We start from the raw sequence: 20522 nt of genomic DNA on the forward strand, positions 1-20522 counted from the left end.
GATCAAAAAGCCGCCCAGAGATCGGGCGGCTTCGCTTTCAACTACCGTGAGTGTTCCGGGATCAGAAGCGGATCAGAATGCCGGACGAGACGCGCACGTTCTTCTTGGACCACGAACCTTCCGCGTGCAGCCCTTCCCAATCCACTTGGGCCAGACGATAGCCCCAGCGGTCGTTGATCTTCGCATCGATGCCGCCGCCGGCGAATATTGCGAATCCGGAGGTGGCAGCACTGAGGCCGAATCCGCTACCGGAGACATGGAACCCGCCTACCAAAACATGCGCAAACGGAGTGATGCGCTCGTTCTGGCGCGCGGTGAATACCGGGCCGAACGTAAAGGTGTAGTTCTTGACGTTGACACCGCTGATTGTTTTATAAGCGCCGCTGAAATCGCCAGCTACACCGAACCACTTATTGACATTGCCAGTGAGCGACGCGTTCCAGCCGTTCAAGTTTTCTCCCTCAGCGTGGGTGAACTGATAGCCGCCGAAAATTTCAGCCTTCGGATAATCCTGCGCCATTACCGGCGTCACCACGACCGCCAGACACAGAATGGTAAGGCATAAGAAACGCATGACGATCCTCCTTAACTGTATTTGTGCATAGGTTGATTGTCGGAAACAAATGCCAGCTCGGGGTGTGCGTCGCCCCGGGCGGAAACTACACTTCGGGGGAAGGTGAGATGCACCAATTTCATGCGAACAGGAATCGGCTGCTATTTCAGTGAAGTACGTCACCGAGTCGTGTGCGGTTTCGAGAAGGACTCTGAAGCAGACGGTGCGTCCGCGCAAATCATGGTGCGAGTTCAGGTTCGCTCTAGTTGTGGGACGTCACTTCGACCAGGAAAAGCATTGCTGGTGCGAAGACCTCACGAACCGGTGGGCCGAATGGCGTCGGCTGAGCCCAAGCCGAACACACTGGACAATTGGTCGGCGGCTTGCGTGCCCGAGCGCACGCAATCGGGTACGCCGATCCCGCTGAATGCGTTGCCGGCTAGGACGAGTCCGGGGACGTTTTCGCAATGGGCCTGAATTCGCTGAATGCGTTCCAGATGTCCCACTTCATACTGCGCCATGGCACTGCGCCACTTGTAGACGCGCGCGAAGAGAGGTTCGGCGCTGATCCCGACGATTTCCTGTAATTCCTTGCGAACGATCCGAAGGATCTCGTCATCTTTGCTGTCGAGGACTTTTTCGTCACGAGCTCCGCCCAGAAAGCAGCGGACAATGGCGCGATTTTCGGGTGCGCGGTGAGGGAATTTGTTGTGGACGAACGTTGCCGCGAGCATGCGCCGGCCTTCACTGCGCGGAACCAGAAAACCGAATCCGGGTGGCAGTGCCGCTCGAACTTTCTCGTCGTATCCGAGTGTGACCGTCACGGACGAACTGTAGCGGATTCCGGCCAGTTCGGACGCCAGTTTTTCCTGAGTAAAGCGCAGCAAGTTCGCGGCCGCGGGCGCCGGAGTGGCGACGATGACGGCATCGAAGTGATCGCTATGGTAGCCGGCGGAGACGGTGAAGCCGCTATTTTCGGCCATCACACTTTCAACTTTCGTACAGAGACGCAGTGCGCCCGGATCAAGGCGGGCGACAAGAGCGTCCACCATTTGCTGCATCCCAAGCTTTAGCGAAGTGAAAAGTGGAGGAGCCGGACGGGAGGGACCGCTGGCCATTTTTTTTCGCGCGGCGAGCATGGCCCGTCCCAGGCTGCCATGTTTTGCTTCCATGTCAGCGAAGCGCGCGAGTACGGCTCGAACACTTAATTGTGATGCTTCGCCACCGTACACGCCCGAAAGCAGCGGGTCGGCAAGGCGATCGACCATTTCAGGGCCATAGTGGCGCGCTACCAATTCGGCTACGGTTTCGTCTTCGGATGCAGTACGCGGCGGATGAAACCACTCTGCCGCCATGCGGATCTTAGTGCGCAGCGAAAATAGCGGAGACAGCACGGTCGGCATGATCTTCGTCGGGACCATGAACATCAAGCCGTCGGGCATCACGACTAATTTGTTTTTTACAATGATGTACGTCTTGCGCTCGGAATCGTTGGAGCCGATAAGTTGATCGCCGAGATCGAGTTTCTTGCAGAGTTCAATCGCCCAGGGCTTTTCGGTGAGAAACGAATCCGCTCCCGCTTCCACCAAGCAATCCTGGACGCGGTCGGTGACAAGCACGCCGCCCAGCCGCCGGCCGGCCTCGAAGAGAACGTATTCCACCGACACTCCCCGCATGCGCCTCTCCTCAAGCGCGTACGCGGCCGCTAGCCCGGAGATTCCGCCGCCGATGATGGCAATACGTTTGGGCATTTGACAGTCCGTACTTGGCAGTTAGCACCTAGCTTCGTGCCGCGTGGGTGAAGCGCTTCGAGCTACGAGCCACGAGCCAAAAGCTGCGAGCTAAAGGCTAACAGCCGTTCTTCTGCTTCTTACCAACTCGGCCAGGGCTGCGGTCAGGGTTGGCGATCCATTCAGCGATTCGGCGCGCCAAAGGCGCATGCCTTCTTTCTCCGCAAAAGCTTTGAAGAAGATGTCGATATCGTAGAGTACTTCGACGTGATCGCAAAGAAAACCGATGGGATGAACGAAAACGCCGCGATGACCTTTCGCCTTCAGACCAAGAATCGTTTCTTCGACCGTCGGGCCAATCCAGGCGCCGCCCGACATGCCTTGACTCTGAAAAGCAAAAGTCCAGTCACCGGCAGACAAGCCCGCTTCTTTCGCGACGAACGCGGCCGTCTCTTTCGACTGCGCCTCATAGAGATCGCCATCGGTAATCGTGCGCTGGGGCACGCTGTGCGCGGTGAAGATGATCGGCAGCCTGCCGCCGTACTCGGCACTTGCTTTCTCGTGACCGGTCCGCAGTTTTTCCGCGAACGCCTTTGCGAGCAGAGGTTGATCGTGCCACTCTTCGACAAAATCCAATGTGAAGGGCAGTTTACGTTCGCCCAGCACGGCGCTGCGATAGAGTCCCACGCTGGTGCGCGAATTCTGCGGCGCGAGACAGACCGCGATGACGCGCTCGAAACCCTCATCCGCAATGGCTTTCACTGTGTCGGCAATGAAGGGCTGCCAATTTCTCATGCCTGCAAACACGGGCATCTGCAGAGCGTGCGATAGTTGATCCGCCTGCAGTAGAGTCCAGCAGGCGAGCGGTGAAAATCCGATCAAGGAATAACGGTGGCGAATTTCTTCGATCACCTGAGCCGGCAGAGGGCGTCCGCCGGTGACGTAGCGTAAGTATTCAGGGATCTGGCCGGGATTTTCGGGAGTACCGTGCGCCAGCAACAGGACAGCAGTCCTCGACGCTGGGCCTGGGAATGAACTGACGCGATTTGCGCAGTAGCATCGGTCGCCGCGACCGAGTGCGCAGTCGGCGTGTTTCATTTCTTGAACTCCGCAGAATGATCACGTACGAAATCGCACAGCGACTTCACATTCTCGACCGGAGTTTCCGGCAGAATTCCGTGACCCAGGTTGAAGATATGTCCGGGCCGTCCGGCGGCCGCGTGGAGAATTTCCTCTGCGCGCGATTTGAGGAATTTCCAATCCGCAAACAAAAGGACAGGATCGAGATTGCCCTGCACTGCGCCGCGATAGCCCAGGCTCTGCCATCCCGCGTCGATCGGAGTACGCCAATCCACGCCGATCACCTCCGCGCCGCTCTCTTTCATCGACGGGAGAAGAGTCGCGCTATCCGTGCCGAAGTAAATGATAGGCACGCCAGTCTTTTGGAGCCGCTTCACCAGGTCGGTGACGTGCGGTAGAGCGTAGCGGCGATAATCTTCGACGCTCAAGCATCCAACCCAGCTGTCGAATATCTGAATCGTGTCCGCACCCGCGCGTACTTGCTCCGCGGAATACTCAGCGGTTACCGAAACCAGTTTGCCCATCAGTTCAGACCACGCGTCCGGCGCGGAATACATCAACTTTTTGGTGAACACGTAGTTCCGCGAGCCGCCCCCTTCGATCATGTAGCTGGCGAGCGTAAAAGGTGCTCCGCAAAATCCGATGACGGGCAGATTGTTGCCAAAGTGTTTGCAGACTAATTTGACGGCTTCCGAAACGTATCCGAGATCGGAGGCCTGATCAGTGCGCAGAGCGGCAATATCCTGCGGCGTGCGAATCGGCTTTTCGATCTTCGGTCCTTCGCCGGCAGAGAAGTGAAACGGCAGGCCCATGACCTCGAGTGGCAGGAGCAGGTCCGCAAAAATAATCGCTGCGTCGACTTGCAGGATCTCTGCGGCTTCGATGGTCACCTGGGCAGCGATCTCTGGTTTCTTGCAGATCTCAATCAGGGAGTAGTTCTTGCGGATCGCCCGGTACTCGGGCATGTAACGCCCCGCCTGGCGCATGAACCAGACCGGCGTGCGCTCGGTGGTTTGCGCTTTCGCAGTTCGTACAAAGAGGGAATTGGGGGCCGACATGACCTTCCAATGTAGCATTTTCAGGGCATGGACAGCTTGCTTTCGCGGTAGCCGGCATTGCGTCTTCGCCCTGCGCTCAGCGACAATGGCTGGCAGGATAAGGAAGACTCATGACATCCAGCGAACGCGGGAAGACCCTAGCGTTGTTTCTGGTTTTGTTAGCGATATCCGCCACACTGCTCCAGGCGCGCCAGGGGCAGGTGAAACCGGCCTCGTCCTCGGCCCACAATCCGTTTGAAGGCGCGGAAATTTTTCGTCAGTACTGCGCTTCTTGTCACGGAGCGGACGCGCGCGGCCACGGGCCAGCGGCGGTGGCTTTGAAGCATGGAGCGCCCGATCTGACGCGTATTTCACAACGCAACAAAGGCGCATTCCCCGCGGAACGTGTGAAGAAATTGATCGAAGGGAAAGATGCCGGGCCAGTTGCGCATGGTGATCGTGAAATGCCGATCTGGGGTCCGATCTTTCACGAAGTGGAATCAGATCAGGATTTGGGCGAGGTACGCTTGGAAGCAATCACGAAATATGTGGAGTCATTGCAGCAGAAGTAGGCACAAGCGACTGCTTGACACTCCGCGGCTGCTTGCATACATTCGCTTTGCTTCCTCACGTCCATCGTCATGAAATTTGTCGCCGGTTACCGGCCGCCTGATCCTGGAACCCAGCCCGATCATCTCCATCCGGCATACGTGTCGTCGATCAAGCGGTCGCCAACGCAGCCGCAGGTCAAGATTCCTTACACGCTCTCAGAGATCACGGGGCCGTCATTTGATGCGGGATTAGTTTCGCCGGCAGCCCACGATCTGACCCGCCAACATCATGGAGAACCACTCGGGGAAAGGATCGTTATCAGTGGGCGAGTGTTGGATGAGGACGGCCGTTCGCAGTCGAACACGCTGGTAGAAATCTGGCAGGCGAACTCCGCCGGACGCTATCTGCATGAAGCGGATCAGCATGACGCTCCGCTTGATCCAAACTTCACCGGATGTGGGCAAGTCGTTACCGATTCCGAAGGCCGGTACCGCTTCGTCACGATTCGTCCGGGAGAGTATCCGTGGCGCAACCATCACAATGCGTGGCGTCCAGCCCATATACATTTTTCGCTCTTTGGCCCGGCGTTCGCCACGCGGCTGGTTACGCAAATGTTTTTTCCGGGAGATCCCCTGCTGCCGTTTGATCCCATTTTCAATTGCACTGCCGATGAAGCTGCACGCAACCGCCTGATCTCGACCTTTGACTGGGAGACGACCATGCCACTGCAAGCGCTCGGATACCGGTTCGATATTGTGTTGCGGGGACGCGATGCCACCCCGATGGAGAAATAATTGCGTCTTCAAACGACAACATCGCAGACAGTCGGCCCCTATTTCAAGATCGGCATGCAATGGCTCGACCAGAACAATCTGGCTGCCGCTGCTGTTCCCGGCGAGCGTGTGACCGTTCAAGGCCGAGTGCTGGACGGAGATGGCCTTCCCGTTCCCGATGCTGTGTTGGAGATCTGGCAGGCGAACAGTCATGGTAAATACGCGCATCGCGAAGACGCACAGGACAAGCCCTTGGAAAACGGCTTCACGGGCTTTGGGCGCGTGCCAACGGATCAAGACGGCGTATTTCGGTTCGCTACCATCAAGCCCGGCTCCGTGCCCGGACCGAATGGGGTGGAACAGGCTCCGCATCTGGTGATCTCGATCTTTATGCGTGGACTGCTGAAGCGACTAGTGACACGGATGTACTTTCCCGATGCGCGAACTGCGGTGGATCCGATCTTGCATCTGGTGGATCCCACGCGCCGCATGACACTGGTCGCGCATGCCACAGCTGGCGGCGCTGGCGTTCTCGAATGGAATGTCGTTTTGCAAGGAGCCCACGAAACGGTATTCTTCGACGTGGGATTGTGATCTCGCCCCGATGACCTTGCTCGATCCACTCTTCGGTTCGGCTGCGATGGACGACGTCTTCTCTGACGGCGTCCGCCTGCAGCGCATGCTCGATTTCGAAGCCGCACTTGCCATGGCCGAAGCTCGCTGCGGCATGATGCCTGTCGCTGCGGCGCAGGCCATCACGGCAAAATGCAAGGCGAGTTTGCTCGACTTGGATGCGTTGGCGAACGCGACGGCACTTTCTCTGAACCCTGCCATTCCATTGGTCAAGCAGCTTACCGCGCTGGTGGCGAAAGATGATGCGGATGCCGCCCGGTTCGTCCACTGGGGCGCGACCAGCCAGGATGCTAATGACACTGGGCTGGTTCTGCAGATGCGACAGGCCTTCGAACTACTCGATGCCGATCTGAATTCACTGCGCAGCAGCCTGGTTCAGTTGGCACAGAAACATCGTTCGACGCCGATCGCTGGCCGCACTCTCATGCAGCACGCGCTTCCTACAACTTTCGGAGCGAAGGTCGCAGGTTGGCTGGACGCGTTGAATCGCCACCGCGAACGTCTCGCCGAAACGCGAAAGCGCGCGCTGGTCCTGCAATTTGGAGGTGCAGTTGGAAATCTGGCTGCATTGCAGGACAAAGGATTGCAAGTTGCACAGGCGTTGGCGAATGAACTTCACCTGGACTTGCCGGTCACGCCCTGGCATGCGCATCGCGACCGGGTTGCGGAAGGAGCAACCACGTTGGGGCTGTGCGTCGGAACCCTGGGCAAGATCGCTCGCGACATTTCTCTGCACATGCAGACTGAGATTGCCGAAATTTCCGAACCCTCCGCGGAAGGGCGCGGCGGTTCTTCGACCCTGCCGCACAAACGAAATCCAGTAGGCGCAGGAATCGTGCTGTCGGCAGCGACACGAGTGCCGGCATTAGTCAGCACCATGTTGAGCGCAATGGTGCAAGAGGATGAACGCGGCCTCGGGAACTGGCATGCAGAGTGGGAAACGCTCCCACAGATATTTCGATTAGCTGGTGGCGCACTTCACCAGATGGCGTCGATTGTTCCCCGCCTTGCGATCGATGCGGATCGAATGCGAAGAAACCTCGATGCAACGCATGGCCTGATTTATGCCGAAGGTGTTGCGACGGCACTCGGGCGCCACATGGGCAAATCCGCCGCGCATTCTTTGGTCGAAACGGCCAGCAATCAGGCGCGCGAATCGGGGAAGCATCTGCGCGAGGTTCTGGCACAGTCGAAATCCGTTACGGAGAATTTGACGGCATCAGACTTGGACCGCCTATTTGCGCCCGAATCCTATCTGGGCTCTGCCGAGCAATTTGTCGATCGCGTGATCGCCGATACGAGTTTTAGTAAATAGAGAGACGTCATGCCGTTTGCCCAAATCGGAGATATACAGACTCGATACGATCTCACCGGCGAGAACGGACCGGTACTCGTGCTCTCCAATTCTCTCGGCACGAACTTCTCGATGTGGGACCCGCAGATGGCAGAGCTTGCGAGAAGTTTTCGCATCCTGCGCTACGACACGCGTGGACATGGCCAGACCTCGGTCACGGCGGGTGACTACACGATCGAACAGCTTGGGAGCGACGTCCTCGCACTACTCGACCATTTGCAACTGGAGCGCATTCATTTCTGCGGCCTGTCGATGGGCGGCATAATCGGCCTGTGGCTGGGGGTGCATGCGCCTGACCGATTGCACAAGTTGATTGTCAGTAACACGGCGGCGAAAATCGGTACCGCGGAGATGTGGAACGCTCGCATTGCAACCGTCCGCAAAGATGGGATGAAAGAAGTCGCTGCGGCGGTGATTCAGCGCTGGTTCACTCCCGAGTTTCGCGCGACATCGCCGGATCAAATTGCGCGGGCACAAGCGATGCTCGAGGCCTCGCCACCCGCGGGATATGCGGCATGTTGTGCCGCCATTCGCGACATCGATCTGCGCGACGCAGTGAGCTCGATCAGAGTCCCAACGCTGGTGAGCGGCGGCTCGAAGGATCCGGTCACTTCCATGGCGGACGCTCAATATCTGACCGAGCGTATCCCCGGATCCGTGCTGGCGGAACTCAACGCTGCGCATCTTTCGAACGTCGAGCAGGCGGGCGCGTTCACCAATGCGGTAGCCGATTTTCTGTCCAGGAAGGGAATGCACAATGGATGAAGCGCAGCGACATCGGGAGGGAATGAAGGTTCGGCGGGCAGTTCTGGGCGATGAATATGTCGATCGCGCGACCGCGTCCGCGACCGAATTCAATCGCGAATTTCAGGATTACATCACGCGCAATGCCTGGGGAGAAGTCTGGACTCGTCCCGGACTGCCACGCCGCACGCGCAGTCTGCTGACCATCGCGATGCTCATCGCCGTGAATCAGAAGGATGAATTGCGCCTGCACATCCGGGCTGCATTTAACAATGGCGTCACCCGCGACGAGATCAAGGAAGTCCTGCTGCAGAGCGCTGTGTACTGCGGAGTTCCCGCCGCGAACTCGGCGTTTCATATCGCCGCAGAAGTTTTCGGTGAGATGGATCAACCTGCAAACAAGCAGCTGAAGAGGAAAGCGAAGTGACTCGCACGCAGGTCGGCATCGTAGGTGCAGGGCCGGCAGGACTGGTGTTGTCGCACCTCTTGCATCTGCAGGGAATCGACTCCGTCATCGTTGAAAATCGCAGCCGGCAGCATGTGGAGGAGCGAGTCCGCGCGGGGGTACTGGAGCAAGGGACCGTCGACCTGCTCACCGAGATGGGCGTCGGCGAACGGATGAAGGCCGAAGGGTTGATTCACTATGGTGTTGAGTTGCGTTTTCAGGGCCGGGGCCATCGCATCGATTTTCAGGAACTCACGGGCGGCAAGGGGATCACGATCTACGCGCAGCATGAGGTAGTCAAAGACCTGATCCGTGCGCGGCTAGCAGATGGCGGGCAGATCCATTTTGACGTCGAAGAAGTCAGCGTGCATGACTTCGCTGATCCGGCGGGTGGAACGGCCGCCTCATCTCCCAGGATTCGCTATCGAAAAGATGGGGCTGTGCACGAAATCGTCTGCGACTTCATTGCCGGATGCGATGGCTTTCACGGAATTTGCCGGCCGAGCATTCCGCGTGGAGTGTTGACGGAATATGAGCGCGTGTATCCGTTCGGATGGCTTGGCATCCTTGCCGCAGCTCCTCCATCGACCACGGAACTGATTTACGCCTACCACGATCGCGGGTTTGCTCTTCACAGCATGCGTACACCCCAGATTGGACGCTTGTACCTGCAGTGCGATCCTGAAGAAGACATCGAACAGTGGAGCGATGAGCGCATCTGGACAGAGCTGCAGATTCGACTCGCTTCGGATGGGTGGACGCTCACCGAGGGGCCCGTTATCCAAAAAGGTGTGACCGGGATGCGCAGCTACGTGGTTGAGCCGATGCAGTACGGCCGCATATTTCTTGCCGGAGACTCGGCGCATATCGTGCCGCCCACCGGCGCCAAGGGACTCAATCTCGCCGTGGCCGACGTACAAGTTCTGGCGCGCGGGCTGAAGCAGTTCTACACCACGGGCAGCAAGGAACTCCTGCATCGATATTCGGAAATCTGCTTGCGGCGTGTGTGGAAAGTGCAGCGCTTCTCGTGGTGGATGACGTCCATGCTGCATCGTTTCTCGGACGAAAATCCTTTTGACCGCCGGCGCCAGCTGGCGGAACTCGATTACGTGACCAGCTCGCGCGCGGCTGCAAAAACACTAGCGGAAAACTACGTCGGCTTGCCCATGGATAAGATCTAGCTAGCGGCGGTTTCGCGCGGATTTCTTCCCAGCCTTCTTGTGCTTATCAGAAAGGCTTTCGATGACTTCCTTCGGCAGAGGCAAGGCTTTCATGCGGTTGGGTTCCGTCGGATGAGCCGCAGCCCAAACTCTCGTCTCACGTCCTTCGAGTAACAGCACCTTGCCGTGGAAAAATTTGTGTGTGATCACGAAACTGCTCTTGCGGATTTCTGCAACGCTCGATTCGACGAGCAATTCGTCTCCATGGGTGGCGGGAGCGAGAAACTGCGCGGTTGCCTCCACGACGGGAATGCCGAGGACTTTATGAGATGGGAAAAGTTCACGGATCGGGAGCCCGGCCGCCAGAAAAAGCGCGGTCGTGCAGTCGTCAAACCAGCGAAAGTAGTTCGCGAAGAAAACGATATGAGCGGGGTCGCAATCTCCGAATTCAACCAGAATACGTCTGCGGTTCACGAGCATGTTGGAATGCGCCTCTTCGTCATGTTCTTTCGCGGCTTGCTAGTCAAACAAAATTCGGAACGAGTAAGCATAGTTGCCCGGCGCGCGATCCGGTAGCTGCAAATGCAGACCGTCCGACTCCTGTTGCCACGGAATCTTCGCGTCCGAGCCAAGCAAACTGACACTGCGCACTTTCTGACTGCCGAGAGCTTCGCTAGTCAGCGAACGAATGATCACCCGGCCGTCCGCGGGCCATCCGAATTCGATCGCATAAAGAGTAGAGCCGTGCGTAGTGAAGCGAAAGTCCGCCGGAGTGTAGGGCTTGCTCGCAGTATCGTGAAACGCACCACCGACCACTACCGTTGGCCCCTCACCGAAATGTTTCCAGGGCCGCGTTCCGTAAATGGCTTCGCCGTTGACCTTGAGCCAGTCGCCCACCGAGAGCAGGATAGTCTTTTCTTCTTCGGGGATCGTGCCATCAGGGCGCGGAGTGATGTTCAAGAGAAGATTCCCATTCTTGCTGACGACATCGACAAGCTGGTGAATGATGAACTCAGGGGATTTGTAAGTGTCGTTCGGCACATATCCCCAGGACGCGTTGCTGATGGATGTATCCGTCTGCCAGTGCAGAGGCCGAATCTCGGATAACTGTCCACGCTCCACGTCGAAGGTCGCAGTGCCTTCCTGAAAAGCGTTTTGCTTGTAGTTAATGACAGCTGTGCCGCCACGCTTTGCTGCCTGGTTGTAGTAGTAGGCAGCAAAGCGGCTCACATAGTCGCGAAATGAAGGCTGGCCGATCCACCAGTCGAAGTACAAAAGGTCGGGATGATATTTCTCTGTTATTTCCGCCGTGCGCGCGAGCCAATCATCCTTGAATTCCGGCGAAACGTACGTCCAATCTTCCAGCAGATTCTCGTCGCCATTCCGCATCTGGCGAGGATGCGCGGGGCCGTAAAACGCCGCATAGCGAGGGTCGTTGACGTCGGAATCGAACTTGCGGCCGCCATCAAAGAACCAGTCATGCTCGGCGCGATGCGACGACAATCCCAAATGCAGCCCTTCGGCTCGAAGCGCTTTTGCCAGGTCTCCCACCACATCTCGCTTCGGGCCCATCTTCCCGGCGCACCAGTCGGTGAGGCTCGAGTCGTACATCGGAAATCCATCATGATGTTCTGCCACCGGGACGACGTACTTCGCACCCGCGGCGCGAAAGAGCCGCGCCCACTCGGCCGGATCAAAGTGCTCGGCCCTGAACATCGGGATGAAATCTTTGTAGCCAAACTGTTTTTGCGGACCGTAAGTCGCCACGTGATGCTTGAACTCGGGCGTGCCTTCGACATACATGTTGCGCGAGTACCACTCGTTCGCAAACGCTGGGACCGAATACAGTCCCCAATGGATAAAGATTCCGAACTTCGCGTCCTGATACCAATCGGGCGCACGATACCCCTGCAGTGATTCCCAGTCCGGGCGGAAGGGTCCGTTCGCCGCCTGCTCGTCCACCTTCTTGAGGAAGCCTGCGCGCGCATCGTCGTATTTGCGGTTCGCTTCTTGCCAGATGCGGTCGGTGGCAACAGGATCCAACGGAGTGGCCTGTGCTCGGCATTCACCGCCGGCCAGTAGCGCCGTCAGACACCACGCCGCGACACAAGGCAAATAGGTGCGCCAGCGGTACGCTGCGATTGCGAAATTATTCATGTCCCTTTCAGCCTACTGCGAGTCCGACAGAACCTCGACGCCGTAGGGAGGCAATTCAATCTTGTCCGCCTGCCGGTTTGCCAATAACGCCTTCATGGGATGCGGCAGTTTTACTTCGCGCTGTTCATGCGCATAGTTGATGAGGATGAATACTTTCTTCCCACCGCCCACCCTCCGGCTCACTTCCACACCGTCCGGCACCGGGCCGAACGCTGCGGTGACATGGCTCTGCTGTGCCATCCATTCGGCCGCGGACGAAGTGAGCTTGTCGTCGAGAACGGCGCCGATGTAGGTGATGCGCCCCTTGCCAAACTTGCGGCTGATTGCTGCTGGTTGATCATCGAGCCAGCCGTTGCTCTTGCCATATTTCAGAAGCACTTCAGAGTCCGGCGTCATGTTCTTCAGCTGTTCAGCCCAGATGCTGGCGATGCCACTGCCCCACGAGCCGGATACCGGGAAGTCTTTTTCGAGCGCGTAGTACTGTTCCACCCTGCCTCCCAATGCATCCACCAGGAATCCGGGTTGTCGTTGAGGCAACAGGCCATTGAACTCATCTTTCATGCCGGAGCGAGGTCCGAGCACCAGGTGGCCGCCCTGTCGCACATAGTCCAATAGATGGTCTGCGAGATCTTTGGGAAGTACGTTCAGGCTGGGAGCGACAACCAACTTGTAGCTGTCAAGCGGAGCATAGGCGCTGATGACGTCCACGGATTGGGAGATCTGGCGCAAGGCCCGGTAGTAATTCTTCAGGAGGCCGATGTCGTCGTATTTGTCGGTGTGCTTCTGAAACTGGACTGCCCAGTGGCTGTCATAGGAGTACAGCAGCGCGACTTCGGAGACTGGAACTGTATCGCGGAAGGCACCTTCGACTTGAGCAAATTCATGAGCCGTCTGGCTCACCTCATCATAAAAAGGCACGGGCGTTCCATCTGGACCGACGAGGACGCCGTGAATCTCCTCCTGCCCGTTGAGAGCACTGCGCCACTGCCAATAGTTGACGTCGTCGGCGCCATGGCCGATGGCTTGCCATGCCATAGCGCGGGCTTCGCCGCGATCCAGAAAATTGTTCAGAGACGACCAGTTCACCGCTCCGGGCTGCGTTTCCATTACCCAGAAATTCTTCCGCTTGAACCCTCGCGTCAGGTCGTGCGCGAGCCCGTTGTAGGTCGCATCGACATGCCCGGTGCCAACGTAGTCGTCCCAAGAAGCGAAGCTTAGCGCTTCGGTGATGGGATAGTGATCGAACCCATCAAAGAAGCCCATCAGGTTTCCGGTGATGAACTGGCGTGGATCCGCGTGCTGCCGGATCACGTCAACCTGAATTTGTTGATAGGAATTCCAGCTGGCTGTGACAAAACGTTTCCATTCGAGCATCAGGCCAGGGTTGTGACCTCCGATCGGGATTGGTATCTCAGTCCAGTTGTCGTAGGTCTGGCTCCAATAGGAAGTTGTCCAGCGGGTGTTCAGGTTGTCGAGAGTTTTGTATTTGCTGTGCAGCCAATCTTGAAACTGGTGTCGCGTGACATCGTCGTAGGACATCAGCGCGTAACCGTATTCATTGTCGATCTGCCATCCGACAACGTTGGGGTTATGACCGAAGCGAAGCGCCATCTGTTCGGCGATGCGGCGGCAGAAATCACGGTAGCGCGAAGATGTCGCTGACGCGTGCGCGCGATTGCCGTGGGCCACGCGCTGGCCGTCGGTCTCGACGCGCAGCGTGTCAGGATATTTCTGTGTGAGCCATGCGGGCGGCGTTGCCGTAGGTGTCCCCAGGACTGAAACAATATGATGTTTGGCCGCCAAGCTGACGGCGCGTTCCAGCCAGTCCAGATCGTAGTGGCCTTCGGAAGGCTCCATGCGGCTCCAGGCGAACTCCGCGATGCGAACGACTTTCAAATTCGCAGCTTCCATCAATCGCAGATCTTCTTCCCAGCGGGATTCGGGCCACTGCTCGGGATACCACGCGACGCCGATCAAAATCGCGTTCTTGCCCGGGATCTGGCTCGGGACGCCTTGGTTGGGAGTGCTGCTTGAGTTTTGAGCAGACGCAGAGATAAGGCATGACAATACGATCGTCGAAGATATACGTGCGAATAGTCTGGATAAGGACATAGGAATCTCTCGAATCTAACGAGTTATTGTGAGTGTCTTTCCCGTGTAACTAACGATGCGGTCTGGTGTCGCGAAGGGCGCGATACCTGCTCCGTGAGCTTCGGTCACGAAAACGACACGGAATGTGTGATTCGTCAGCATGCCGGGAAACTGACCCTGGCGCTCGCCGATCGTCAGCGTCTGTTTCCCTTCGTCCCAATGCAGCGGGATCGTCGCGTATGCGCCTTTCTCGTAGTTGTAATTGTCGTTTTCGTCTTCGTAGAGAGTAAAGTCGCCGTCCGCTCCACGGTAGACGCGCAGTTCGATTGGATCCGCTGCGACTTGCGTGGACCACTCGACGTCGGGTCCGAGCGGCACGATTGAGCCTGCCCGAACGAATAACGGAAGACGGTCGAGCGGTGCATCGGCCGTAATTTGTTTTCCACCTTCTGCGGTCACTCCGCTCCAGAAGTCGTACCACGTTGCGGCCGGCAGATAGACCGGGCGACCTGTGGCCGATGGCTCCGTTACTGGATTGACGAGGAACGCGGGACCGTACATGAATTGGTCCCAGGTGTTCTGGGCGCGCACATCTGTGCGGAAGTCCATCACCAGCGGCCGCATGGGTGTGTAACTCCGGTGGGTTGTCTGCCACGCCAGGGAATAGATGTAAGGAAGTAACCGATAGCGGAGGCGGTCGAAGCTAACCAGAATCTTCTGGGCGTCTGGTCCGTAGGACCACAACTCGTTCTGGTCAGTTTTGCGCGTGCCGTGAACTCGTAGAATCGGGTTGAACGTTCCGTACTGAAACCAGCGAACAAATAGTTCCCGGTAGGCTGGATCGTCGGGGTCTCCGAAAACGAAGCCTCCAATGTCGGTCGTCCAATATGGAATCCCTGAGAGCGCAAAGTTGAGGCCCGCCGGAATTTGCCTCCGATAACTGAACCAGTCGGAGTTGATGTCTCCGGACCACGCCGTCACCGCACTGCGCTGCGATCCGGCAAATGCGGAACGGGACAAGATGTATACACGCTTCTTGTCAGAGGCGCTGCGCTGGCCATCGTAGACGGCGCCCGTGGTGAGCATCGGAAAGAGGTTCACGTAGCGGTCGCCGCTCCCGGCGGCCAGTTTGTGGCCGAGTTGAATATTTTCTTCCTGACCTTCGGTCTCGGGCTCGGTCGTATCCATCCACCACGCATCGACACCGAGGCTGAACAGGCCCTGATTCACCTGGTCCCAATAAAACTTGCGTGCCCCGGGGCTGGTTGCGTCGTACGCAGCCATGGCGTCAGTGTGATAAGGCGGCTTCGCATACTTGAACTTGTCGACGAACCAACCCTGCTTGTCCATGAAGTCGTAATTGGCAGAGCCCGGCTCAAAGAATGGCCAGATCGAAATCATCAGGTGAAAATTGTCGTGGTGCAGTTCGTCGACCATGCCCTTGGGGTCGGGATAGTTCTTGTTGAAGACGAACTCGCCCTTGCGGTTCCACCAGAACCAATCCTGAACAATGTTGTCGACGGGGATGTGCAACTCGCGGTATTTACGGGCCACTCCAAGAATTTCTTCCTGAGACTTGTAACGGTTCTTGCACTGCCAGAAGCCATAGGCCCATTTGCCGAACAGTGGAGCTTGTCCGGTAAGGTCGCGGTAGCCCGCAATGACCGCGTCGAGTTCAGGGCCATAAAAAAAATAGTAGTCAACGACGTCCGCAACTTCGGAACTGATGTACAGGTAGTTGGCAAAGCGGTTGTTGAAGCGGCTGCGGGAAGCGTTGTTCCAGAAGATCCCGTAGCCGTTGCTGGAAACGAGGAACGGTACGGCGATGCTGGTGTTGTCCTGCGAAATGTCGACCGACTCACCACGATAGTTCCAGACACCGGACTGATGCTGTCCAAGCCCGTAGAGGCCTTCCCTGGATCCGTAGATGTTGAGGAAGGACTCCGCGCGATAGGTGTCTTCGCCATTGACGCGGACCGGAGTCAATTTCCGGGACTCTTCCTTTACCAACTGCTTGTCGTTGAGGTCGCGGTAGGTAATGGCGCCGTTCTTGCGGGCGACGACCACTTTGAGGCGTGCGGTGGTGAGAGTGAAATCTTCGGGATTCGACTGCATCGTCCACTTAACAGCGGGCCAGTCTTTCTTCATGATGACGGGGTCGAATCGCTCTGGGAAAGAAGCTGTACGGGAATAGAGAACATGAACGGCCGAGTCCGAGCAGACAAGAATTTTCAAGAAACCCGTCTTCATCGTGAAAACGACACCGTCCGCCTGTTGCTGGCTTCCGGTGACGGGATTCATGGGAGTCCACTGGGCCATCGCTGCCGAAACCAATCCCAACAGGATCGCGACGGTCAGGGACGCACGCTTGGATTGCGTTTTGAGCCACATATTTATGAGGACCTCACGGAAATATTGGGAATTGCCGTCATGTCATTGCGAGGAAACTCTGGCATCCACCTTGTGTTCTGTCAAACGCTCGAGGCACGTAAACGCTAACGGCGTCCTGAGCCTCGAAAGTCGTCTCAGCCGGAGCCGGAAAACCCCGACTGGCCTGCGTCATCACCATGAAATATTGGCCCGGACGCGACAATAGAACTTGACAAGCCCTGCAATAGAGAATAAACACTCAATCGGCGGGACCGTCAACGTTTACGGTGCGGCTATCTTTCAGATGACGACTTCATGGAAGGACATGCACTCCACTCGCTGACCTCACACGCATGATGGCTATCGCTCTTCTTCTCCCGCAACGACTGGTCCATTTGTCGACCGTCGATTCGATCATCATCGTCTTCTACTTCGCGCTGGTGCTTGCGATTGGCTGGTACCTGAAAGGACGGGCCAACACCGGCGAAGACTTCTTCATGGCGGGCCGCGAGATGACAGCCTGGGTGGCAGGCTTGAGTTTTCTGTCGGCGAATTTGGGAGCGCTGGAACTGATGGGCTGGGCGGGATCGGCCTACCAGTACGGCATTCTGGCGACACACTGGTATTGGATCGGGGCCATTCCGGCGATGCTGTTTCTGGCGCTGGTGATGATGCCGTTCTACTACATTTCCAAGACCCACTCGGTACCCGGTTATCTGAAGCTGCGTTTCGGAGAACCCGCCCGCGCACTGTCTGCGGTCTCGTTTGCCTTCATGACCGTGCTCATGAGCGGCGTCAACATGTTCGCCATGGCCAAGGTGATGCAGATCGTCCTGGGGTGGGACATCAACTTCAGCATCTGGGTGTCGTCGCTCACCGTTGCGGTGTATGTCACGTTGGGTGGGTTGCGTTCTGCCATTTTCAATGAAGTCCTGCAGTTCTTTCTGATCTGGGCCGGAGCGCTACTGATTCCGATTCTCGGACTCTATGAGGCGGGTGGCTGGGGGCATCTGAAAGTTCTGATCGCACAACGGGCATCCGAGCAATATGTACATCTCTGGTCAGGCCTGGGATCGTTCACCGCCAACCCAATGGGCATTCACTGGACGGGCATCGTCTTCGGACTGGGCGCGATTATTTCGATGGGCTACTGGACCACTGACTTTCTGGTGGTGCAGCGCATCTTGGCTGCGAAAGACATGCGCAGCGCGGAATTGGCTCCCATTATCGGCGCCGGATTCAAGATGATGGTGCCGTTCATCGTGATCCTCCCCGGCCTACTCGGTCTCGGGTTGCTGCCCGAGAAGTTGGTTCCGGAATCGGTGGCTACGGTCACCGGAGGTCATAGTTACAACGACGTGCTCCCGCTGATGCTGGCCCGTTATTGTGGGCCGGGTTTACTCGGGCTGGGAGTGACTGCTCTGATCGCCGGCTTCATGTCGGGCATGGCCGGGAACGTCAGCGCGTTTACGACGGTTTGGACTTACGACATCTACAAGCCACTGTTCAACAGCAAGGGCACGGACCATCACTACGTCAACATGGGACGCTGGACGACGGTGGTCGGGGTGCTGATCAGCGTGGGCACGGCGTATCTGGTGATGCGGTCGGCGAGCATCATGGATTACGTGCAGGCGTTGTTCAGTTTCTTCATCGCGCCTTTGTTCGGCACGGTCGTACTCGGCATGCTCTGGAAGCGGGCGACGGGGCCCGGCGGATTCTGGGGATTACTCTGCGGAACGCTATCTTCGATCTCGATGTGGGCGTGGGTAAAAATCGATCCTTCCGCGCTGCGCTATGTGGCGCTCTCACCCAATGCCAAGGCGCTGGCGCAGGATATGTACCAGGCGCTCTGGTCGTTCGTGGTGTGCGTGATCGTGACCGTGACGGTCAGCTTGGCCACCAAGCCGATGCCGCACTCGGCCCTGGCCGGACTGGTTTATGGGGAAACGGAAATCCCATCGATTGAGAATGTGCCTATGTATCAGAAGCCGCTGTTCTGGGCGGCAGTAGTGACAGTGGTTTTCTTTATCTTAAACATCATTTTCTGGTAGGGAGGGGTCATGATTTCGATCTGGTTTTTCATCGGCGTTTCGCTGCTGGGAAATGGTCTGTTGATTTTTGGAGCCGGCCTCTACCAGATTGCGCATCCCCCAGAGAACGCGGTCGTGTTGTTCAATTTGCACGCGAGCGTGTGGTGGGGCGCATTGCTGGCGATCTTGGGCGCGGTGTATTGCTATTTTTCCCGGCCGGGACGGGCGGCCTAACCCGGTTCATCGGCGAAGGAGACGAGGCAAGCCTCGTCTCTACAGATGATTTCTTTACAGAATTTCTTCACACGGTTTTCTGCAGAGCACTTTTTCGAGAGAGCACTCTTATGTCGAACTCCAAAAAAAGAATGACAGTTGGACTGATTGTTGGAACGCGCGGTTTCTTTCCCGATCACCTGGCAAAATCCGGACGGGAGGAGATGCTGCAGGTTCTTGATCAGGCAGGATTTGATGTCGTCGCGCTTAGTCCCGAACAGAGCAAACATGGTGCGGTTGAAACGCACGACGAGGCCAAGCGCTGCGCCGCATTATTTCGGTCGAAGAATGAACAGATCGACGGCGTCATCGTCAGCCTGCCCAACTTTGGCGATGAACGCGCTGTCGCGGATACATTGCGCCTTGCTCATCTGAATGTTCCGGTGCTGGTGCAAGCGACGCCGGATAATTCCGGCAAGATGACCATCGCCTACCGGCGCGACAGTTTCTGTGGCAAGATTTCGGTCTGCAATAACCTTCGCCAATACGGCATCCCGTACACCTTGACGGCGAACCATACGGTGAGCCCCACTTCCCCAGAATTTCGCGCGGACCTGGACAGGTTTGCTGGCGTCTGCCGCATCGTGAATGGACTAAAGAACCTTCGGGTGGGCAGTATTGGCGCGCGCCCGACTGCTTTTAATACGGTCCGCTACAGCGAAAAGATTTTGGAATCGAACGGCATCTCGGTCGAAACGCTGGATCTTTCGGAAGTACTCGGCCGGATCAGCCGCATGAAAGATAACGACGATGCTGCAGTTCAGAAGCTGCAGGCGATCAAGAAGTACGTCCCGACCACCAGCATTCCAGAGCCTGCGCTGGTGAAGATGGCCAAACTGTCGGCGGTCGTCGAACAGTGGATGAAAGCTACCGACGTTCAGGTCAGCGCGGTGCAGTGCTGGACATCGATTGAAGAAAATCTCGGTGTCGTGCCGTGCACGATGATGAGCATGATGAGCGACAACCTTCTCTCCAGCGCCTGCGAGGTGGACGTCTGCGGCGTCGTGAGCATGCACGCCCTGCAACTTGCTTCGGGAACACCAAGTGCGCTGCTCGACTGGAACAACAACTACGGCGACGATCCCGACAAAGCGGTCTGCTTCCATTGCAGCAATCTGCCCAAGCATTTCTTCCGCGACGTGCGCATGGACTTCCAGGAAATCATCGCCGGCACGCTGGGCAAAGAGAATACGTTCGGAACCTGCGTGGGCCGCGTGAAAGCGGGAGCGATGACGTATGCCCGCTTCTCCACCGACGACACGGCCGGCACGGTTCGCGGTTACATCGGGGCGGGAGCCTTCACGGACGACGACCTGAACACGTTCGGCGGGGCTGGTGTCGTGAAGATCGAGCAGATGCAGAAACTCCTGCACTACATTTGCGAAAACGGCTTTGAACATCACGTCGCCGCAAACTTCTCGACCGTCGCAGACGCCATGCACGAAGCAGCGACTCGTTATCTCGGCTGGGCGACCTACTGGCACGGGAGAGACGGAGCCGGCTGCTAGCTGCCGGTCCTCAGCGCCGCGACTAACCC

Annotated in this window: 18 protein-coding genes; 10 read left to right on the top strand and 8 right to left on the bottom strand. The window is 57.4% G+C overall.

Translation table 11 applies throughout. From position 1 onward, the window contains the following. Window positions 1-61 precede the first annotated feature (61 nt). From HY010_15280 to hemE, 4 genes are all read right to left on the bottom strand, one after another. On the bottom strand, window positions 62-574 hold the full coding sequence (locus HY010_15280; protein ID MBI3477094.1) for an outer membrane beta-barrel protein: 513 nt from the start codon (window positions 572-574) through the stop codon (window positions 62-64). Window positions 575-867: 293 nt separating this feature from the next. Beyond that, window positions 868-2304 (bottom strand): protoporphyrinogen oxidase, encoded by a 1437-nt coding sequence (hemG, locus tag HY010_15285; GenBank protein MBI3477095.1) that lies wholly within the window; start codon window positions 2302-2304, stop codon window positions 868-870. 90 nt (window positions 2305-2394) lie between these two features. After that, on the bottom strand, window positions 2395-3381 hold the full coding sequence (hemH, locus tag HY010_15290) for a ferrochelatase (GenBank protein ID MBI3477096.1): 987 nt from the start codon (window positions 3379-3381) through the stop codon (window positions 2395-2397). Then, a complete protein-coding gene (gene hemE, locus HY010_15295; protein MBI3477097.1) occupies window positions 3378-4421 on the bottom strand; it encodes a uroporphyrinogen decarboxylase in 1044 nt (347 codons plus the stop codon). The genes hemH and hemE overlap by 4 nt, the downstream gene beginning before the upstream one ends. A gap of 110 nt (window positions 4422-4531) precedes the next feature. On the opposite strand from hemE, the gene HY010_15300 reads away from it, so the two are divergent. The 7 genes from HY010_15300 (at window position 4532) to pobA (ending at window position 10082) form a co-directional block, all read left to right on the top strand. Further along, on the top strand, window positions 4532-4972 hold the full coding sequence (locus HY010_15300; protein ID MBI3477098.1) for a cytochrome c: 441 nt from the start codon (window positions 4532-4534) through the stop codon (window positions 4970-4972). A 69-nt stretch (window positions 4973-5041) separates the two neighbouring features. After that, the gene (pcaH, locus tag HY010_15305) at window positions 5042-5746 is read left to right on the top strand and encodes a protocatechuate 3,4-dioxygenase subunit beta (GenBank protein ID MBI3477099.1); all 705 of its coding nucleotides are present in this window, start codon (window positions 5042-5044) and stop codon (window positions 5744-5746) included. Continuing rightward, complete coding sequence (pcaG, locus tag HY010_15310; GenBank protein MBI3477100.1) at window positions 5747-6319, top strand: protocatechuate 3,4-dioxygenase subunit alpha; 573 nt, start codon at window positions 5747-5749, stop codon at window positions 6317-6319. A gap of 10 nt (window positions 6320-6329) precedes the next feature. Then, complete coding sequence (locus tag HY010_15315) at window positions 6330-7673, top strand: 3-carboxy-cis,cis-muconate cycloisomerase (GenBank protein ID MBI3477101.1); 1344 nt, start codon at window positions 6330-6332, stop codon at window positions 7671-7673. 9 nt (window positions 7674-7682) lie between these two features. Then, entirely contained in the window at window positions 7683-8477 is a 795-nt protein-coding gene (gene pcaD, locus HY010_15320; protein ID MBI3477102.1) for a 3-oxoadipate enol-lactonase, read from the top strand. After that, on the top strand, window positions 8470-8883 hold the full coding sequence (gene pcaC, locus HY010_15325) for a 4-carboxymuconolactone decarboxylase (protein MBI3477103.1): 414 nt from the start codon (window positions 8470-8472) through the stop codon (window positions 8881-8883). Before pcaD ends, pcaC begins: the two co-directional genes overlap by 8 nt. Next, on the top strand, window positions 8880-10082 hold the full coding sequence (gene pobA, locus HY010_15330) for a 4-hydroxybenzoate 3-monooxygenase (GenBank protein ID MBI3477104.1): 1203 nt from the start codon (window positions 8880-8882) through the stop codon (window positions 10080-10082). Before pcaC ends, pobA begins: the two co-directional genes overlap by 4 nt. Here the strand turns inward: pobA and HY010_15335 are convergent, their stop codons facing one another. Genes HY010_15335 through HY010_15350 form a run of 4 tightly spaced genes read right to left on the bottom strand, consistent with a single transcriptional unit; the run spans window position 10083 to window position 16700 of the window. Beyond that, the gene (locus tag HY010_15335) at window positions 10083-10535 is read right to left on the bottom strand and encodes an acyl-CoA thioesterase (protein ID MBI3477105.1); all 453 of its coding nucleotides are present in this window, start codon (window positions 10533-10535) and stop codon (window positions 10083-10085) included. A gap of 45 nt (window positions 10536-10580) precedes the next feature. Next, complete coding sequence (locus HY010_15340) at window positions 10581-12218, bottom strand: alpha-L-fucosidase (protein ID MBI3477106.1); 1638 nt, start codon at window positions 12216-12218, stop codon at window positions 10581-10583. 12 nt (window positions 12219-12230) lie between these two features. Further along, window positions 12231-14330 carry a beta-galactosidase gene (locus HY010_15345; protein MBI3477107.1) on the bottom strand — a complete coding sequence of 700 codons (2100 nt, stop codon included), beginning with the start codon at window positions 14328-14330 and terminating at the stop codon, window positions 12231-12233. 15 nt (window positions 14331-14345) lie between these two features. Further along, a complete protein-coding gene (locus HY010_15350; GenBank protein MBI3477108.1) occupies window positions 14346-16700 on the bottom strand; it encodes a glycoside hydrolase family 31 protein in 2355 nt (784 codons plus the stop codon). A gap of 332 nt (window positions 16701-17032) precedes the next feature. Between HY010_15350 and HY010_15355 the strand changes: the two genes are divergently transcribed. From HY010_15355 to HY010_15365, 3 genes are all read left to right on the top strand, one after another. Continuing rightward, window positions 17033-18733: a sodium:solute symporter family protein gene (locus tag HY010_15355; GenBank protein ID MBI3477109.1), complete on the top strand. Its 1701-nt coding sequence runs from the start codon at window positions 17033-17035 to the stop codon at window positions 18731-18733. A 9-nt stretch (window positions 18734-18742) separates the two neighbouring features. Next, window positions 18743-18946 carry a hypothetical protein gene (locus HY010_15360; protein MBI3477110.1) on the top strand — a complete coding sequence of 68 codons (204 nt, stop codon included), beginning with the start codon at window positions 18743-18745 and terminating at the stop codon, window positions 18944-18946. 110 nt (window positions 18947-19056) lie between these two features. Continuing rightward, window positions 19057-20493: a fucose isomerase gene (locus HY010_15365; protein MBI3477111.1), complete on the top strand. Its 1437-nt coding sequence runs from the start codon at window positions 19057-19059 to the stop codon at window positions 20491-20493. Window positions 20494-20522: the final 29 nt, after the last annotated feature.

The organism is Acidobacteriota bacterium, from assembly GCA_016196065.1.
GTDB lineage: Bacteria > Acidobacteriota > Terriglobia > Terriglobales > Acidobacteriaceae > Acidiflorens.